This window comes from Bacteroides sp. UBA939, assembly GCF_002293435.1.
Taxonomy (GTDB): Bacteria; Bacteroidota; Bacteroidia; order Bacteroidales; family Bacteroidaceae; genus Bacteroides.
The window spans coordinates 1-5,346 of record NZ_DBDF01000070.1 but is presented as its reverse complement, the minus strand read 5'-3'; the positions used below and the strand labels follow the sequence as shown (position 1 = coordinate 5,346).

The 5,346-nt window shown below is 43.4% G+C and carries 4 protein-coding genes; 3 read left to right on the top strand and 1 reads right to left on the bottom strand.

The features are described 5' to 3' along the window. Nucleotides 1-222 precede the first annotated feature (222 nt). Together B2Z67_RS04985 and B2Z67_RS04980 are read left to right on the top strand one after the other, a co-directional pair. The gene (locus B2Z67_RS04985; protein WP_291528716.1) at nucleotides 223-996 is read left to right on the top strand and encodes a radical SAM protein; all 774 of its coding nucleotides are present in this window, start codon (nucleotides 223-225) and stop codon (nucleotides 994-996) included. A gap of 179 nt (nucleotides 997-1,175) precedes the next feature. Then, nucleotides 1,176-1,682, top strand: a complete 507-nt coding sequence (locus B2Z67_RS04980; protein ID WP_291528715.1) for a flavin reductase family protein — start codon at nucleotides 1,176-1,178, stop codon at nucleotides 1,680-1,682. A 180-nt stretch (nucleotides 1,683-1,862) separates the two neighbouring features. On the opposite strand, the gene B2Z67_RS04975 is transcribed toward B2Z67_RS04980, so the two are convergent. Beyond that, nucleotides 1,863-3,548 carry a SulP family inorganic anion transporter gene (locus B2Z67_RS04975; RefSeq protein WP_291528714.1) on the bottom strand — a complete coding sequence of 562 codons (1,686 nt, stop codon included), beginning with the start codon at nucleotides 3,546-3,548 and terminating at the stop codon, nucleotides 1,863-1,865. A 784-nt stretch (nucleotides 3,549-4,332) separates the two neighbouring features. Between B2Z67_RS04975 and kduI the strand changes: the two genes are divergently transcribed. Then, nucleotides 4,333-5,175, top strand: a complete 843-nt coding sequence (gene kduI / locus B2Z67_RS04970; protein WP_291528713.1) for a 5-dehydro-4-deoxy-D-glucuronate isomerase — start codon at nucleotides 4,333-4,335, stop codon at nucleotides 5,173-5,175. Nucleotides 5,176-5,346: the final 171 nt, after the last annotated feature.

Genomic DNA, 5,346 nt, shown 5'->3' with positions numbered 1-5,346 from the left:
TCTCTTCTTAGTGATTAGCAATACTATCTCTATTAATCATTCCCACCGCTAAATTCTCATTTATCGTAAAAATAATTATTACGAAGTACTTACACTATGAATAATGCAAACTAAAAGAAGCAGATAAAAATTCTAAAAAAGGGAAATCAAAACAGTTTCTTAATGCTAACTTTGCCGATAATTGAAACAATTTCTGCCGTAACCTTGTAAATTGTAAATATAATGACTGTTATTCATCCGTCTCCCATTTTCGGCCCTGTTCATTCCCGCCGCTTGGGGGTATCGTTAGGGATTAACCTACTGCCGGAAGATGGCAAGGTATGTTCGTTCGACTGCATTTATTGCGAATGCGGTTTCAATGCCGACCGTCGTCCTAAAAAGCCGTTACCTACCCGTGAAGAAATTCATAATGCCCTTGAAGCGAGACTCCGGGATATGCAACAAAATGGGCCTAAGCCCGATGTGTTCACCTTTGCCGGAAACGGAGAACCCACAGCGCATCCGCATTTCCGGGAAATTATAGAAGATACATTGGAGCTTCGTGATAAATACTTTCCGGAAGCCAAAGTCAGTGTATTGAGTAATTCGACTTTTATCGACCGCCCCGCCGTATTCAGTGCATTGAATAAAGTAGATAATAACATCCTGAAGCTCGATACGGTGGACGAAGAGTACATCCTCACCGTCGACCGTCCGAGCAGCAGATACTCGGTTGCTGAAATCATTGAGAACCTGAAAGCGTTTAAAGGCAACTGCATCATTCAAACCATGTTTATGAAGGGCAGTTACTTGGGGAAAGATGTGGATAATACTTCCGATAGATATGTACTTCCCTGGCTGGAAGCTATAAAAGAGATAAAGCCGCGCCAAGTGATGATTTATACTATAGACCGTGAAACGCCCGATCATGATTTGCTTAAGGCTACTCATGAGGAACTGGATCGTATTGTGGCTTTGGTAGAAGGAGCGGGTATTCCGGCAAGTGCATCCTATTGATTCGCATAAGTAATGCGAGTCGGGAGTTAAGGAGTTATAATAACTAAGAACCTGTTTAAATTTTGCTCAGCATTAGTTTCACTCAACACATCTTTCATTATTAACACTAATATATAGTGTTTTGAGAGTTATTTTTGAGGAAGATTTAAACAGGCTCTAATATAAAACCATATAGTAACATGAAACCAATAACAATTAAAGACCTTTCGGAAAACTTCTTTGAAATTATAGACAAAGAGTGGATGCTGGTAACAGCGGGTACGCGAGAACACTTCAATACTATGACTGCCAGTTGGGGCGGCATAGGTATCTTATGGAACAAACCGGTGGTTTATATCTTTATCCGTCCGGAACGTTATACCTTTGAGTTCATAGAGAAAAGCGAGTATTTCACGCTTTCTTTTCTGGGAGAAGAGAACAAGGTTATCCATAAAGTATGTGGCAGCAAATCGGGTAGGGAAGTGGATAAAGTGAAAGAAACGGGACTGAAGCCCCTTGTTACGGAAAAAGGTAATATCCTTTTCGAACAATCCCGCCTTAGCCTGGAATGCCGCAAACTGTACACGGACGTGCTGAAAGAAGAATGTTTCATCAACCCGGCCGTTCTTAAGCAATGGTACGGCGGCGCTCATGGCAATCTGCATCATGTCTATGTAGCGGAGATAACCGGAGCATGGGGAAAGTAGTTAGTAGATAGTAGTTAGTAGATAGTAGTTAGTAGGTAGTAGATAGTAGTAAGTAGATAGTAGTAAGTAGATAGTAGCAAGTAGTTATCACTTCGTTAGTAGTTAAGTAGTTAAAGATTAACCGATGCTAACTATCTACTACTATCTACTAACTACTAACTACTAACTACTAACTACTTACTACTTACTACTAACTACTTCAACCGCTCTTTCCAATGCCACATTAATATTGGGGCAAATATTCTTCTCGCCCAACAATTCGTAGAAGCCGGATTTTTGCAATATCTTGTGTACCTTCTCGTTAACTCCGGAGAGTATAATTTCTGTTTTCTCGCGTTGCGCCATTTGACAGAGGCTCGTCAGGTTGTGAATGCCCGTTGAGTCAATGAAAGGCACCTTACGCATACGGATAATCCGTACTTTGGGGCGGTCGCCCAGCTGAGACATGATTTCCTCAAACTTGGTGGCAATACCAAAGAAGTATGGGCCGTTGATTTCGTACACTTTCACACCTTGGGGAATAATCAGGTGTTCTTCGTTTACATGGATATCAGACTCCGCATTCGGGTCTATCTCATCCTTGATGACAGATATTTCCGTAGTTTCCATTACACGATGCATGAATAGTACGCAGGCGATAATCAAACCTACTTCGATGGCAATTGTCAGATCGAAAATAACCGTCAGGAAGAAAGTTATCAGCAGAACGGTTACGTCTGATTTAGGGTTCTTCAGTAATGCCCTAAACGTCCGCCAACCGCTCATATTATAGGCAACAATAACCAATATACCTGCCAGACAAGCCATCGGAATGTATTGGGCTAAAGGCATCAGGAACAGAAGAATCAGTAATAGCACCACGGCATGCACCATACCCGCAACGGGCGATTTGCCGCCGTTATTGATATTCGCCATCGTGCGGGCAATGGCTCCCGTAGCGGGTATGCCGCCGAATAGAGGCGTGATTAGATTGGCTGCCCCCTGTGCGATAAGTTCCGTATTGGAATCGTGTTTGTCGCCGATAACGCCATCGGCTACTGTGGCGGAAAGCAATGATTCGATGGCTCCTAATACGGCGATGGTAATGGCTACCGGAAACAAGTCCTTGATAGCTTCCCAATTCAGAGAAGGCATTACTGCGTCGGGAAGTTCGGCTCTGATACTGAAACGGTCGCCAATGGTATCAATGCTGTCAATGCCGGCGTACGTTTTCATCAGATATACTGCTACTGTCACTGCGATGATGGCAATCAGCGATCCGGGTATCTTCTTCGAGAACTTCGGCGTAATGGTGATAATTGCGATACTAACGATGCTGACAATCGTATTCCACCAGTTGATGGTATCAAAGTGGCGGAAATAAACCATCCATTTACCCACAAAATCTCCCGGTACTTTCTCTCCGCTGAAATTCAGACCGAAGATATCGGCTATTTGTGTGGTAAAGATAGTAACGGCAATACCGCTTGTGAATCCTACAATGATAGGGTAGGGGATGAATTTGATAACCGCTCCCAGTTTGAATACCCCCAACAGTATAAGAATGACGCCCGCCATCAGTGTGGATACAATCAGTCCGGCTTCTCCGTATTGCTGGATGATGCCGTAGATAATAACGATGAAAGCTCCCGTCGGCCCCCCTATCTGTACCTTACTGCCTCCCAGCATGGAGATGATGAATCCGGCGATGATAGCCGTAATGATTCCTTTTTCGGGTGATACGCCGGATGCGATACCGAACGCAATGGCAAGCGGAAGGGCAACAATACCAACAATGATACCTGCCATCAGATCCGCCATGAATGAACCTTTTGAATAATTTTTCAAAGCCGTGTACAATTTCGGCTTGAATTCGAACGCTTTCATTGATAATTTGTCTTTTTGTGAAACAGGGTGCAAAATTAGACAAAATAAAGCACATTGCAGTTCTTTTAACCTGCATTATTCATGCAGGCTTAGTGATTAGCAGAAGTAACTTGCTTATAGACTCCTAAGTATGAACATCTACTTAATGTAGACTAAAACATGAATTATTCAGGTTAACTCCTACAGCATGAATAATACAAGTTCACTCCTTGTATTTTGTCTCGCGCGCGTGCGTATACGCGTGCGCGTATGCGCGCGCATTCCCAGAGTTTTGGCAACTTACCCTCACGCTCTCACCTTTTCTTTTGTATCCCTTTATTCATCGGCGNNGTGAGGGTAAAAGTTACTCTCACTTTGTTTACTGCCTACGATTCACGGTTGCAACATGCTGATATACAGTGTCCACGGGATATATATGGTGCGGGAACGGGATATATGCGGTGCGGGAACCAGATATATCCCGTGTTTGTACCGGATATATCCCGTGCGCGAACCGCATATATGCGGTGCAAGTACCATCTATATGCGGTGCAAACATCAGATTTTGGTCTGAACTGCATTGTTCATACTGCAAGCTAAAGCCTCGGAATTCATCCCGTGAGACGATAACATTCATACTATTTTCTGTTAAAGGCTTCCCGTTTTTTGTTCATTTGAACGATAGTTACAGATATTTGGGACAAAAACGCAATGTTTTGCCGTTTTCTTTTCCTACATTTGCACCGTGTACGCAAACGAAGTACGTGAATAAACGATTTTTATAAACTTAAAATGCTATAGAATTATGAAAACGAACTATGAAATCCGCTATGCGGCGCATCCCGAGGATGCAAAAAGTTATGATACCAAACGCATCCGTCGTGATTTTCTTATCGAAAAAGTGTTCGCTGCCAACGAAGTGAATATGGTATATTCCATGTACGACCGTATGGTTGTGGGTGGTGCAATGCCTGTGGGAGAAGTTTTGAAACTGGAAGCAATCGATCCGTTGAAAGCTCCTTATTTCCTGACTCGTCGCGAAATGGGTATCTATAGTGTAGGTGGCCCCGGTATAGTGAAAGCCGGTGACGCCGTGTTCGAGTTGGATTATAAAGAAGCCCTTTATCTGGGTTCAGGCGACCGTGAAGTGACTTTTGAAAGTAAGGATGAGAAAAATCCTGCTAAATTCTATTTCAACTCGCTGACTGCACACCGTAATTATCCTGACAAGAAAGTGACGAAGGCTGATGCCGTAGTAGCTGAAATGGGTAGCCTGGAGGGTTCCAACCACCGTAATATAAACAAGATGCTGGTGAATCAGGTATTGCCTACCTGTCAGTTGCAGATGGGTATGACGGAACTTGCTCCGGGTAGTGTGTGGAATACAATGCCGGCACATGTTCACAGTCGTCGTATGGAGGCTTATTTCTATTTTGAAGTACCCGAAGAGCATGCCGTTTGCCACTTCATGGGCGAAGTAGATGAAACCCGCCATGTGTGGATGAAGGGCGACCAGGCTGTATTGTCTCCCGAATGGTCTATACACTCTGCCGCAGCTACGCATAACTATACCTTTATCTGGGGCATGGGTGGTGAAAACCTTGATTACGGAGATCAGGACTTCTCTTTGATTACTGACTTGAAGTGATTGAGTAATCTCGTCGCAATTGTTTTGATATTATAAATGATAATTTAGCGGTGATTCAAACACAGAGACACAAAGGCACAGAGTTCTCTTTAGCACTGCCTTGAACAGAGAAGCACAGAGTTCTTTTCTTTTTTATAGAACACAAAGGCACAGAGTTTTTTCTCTGCGACG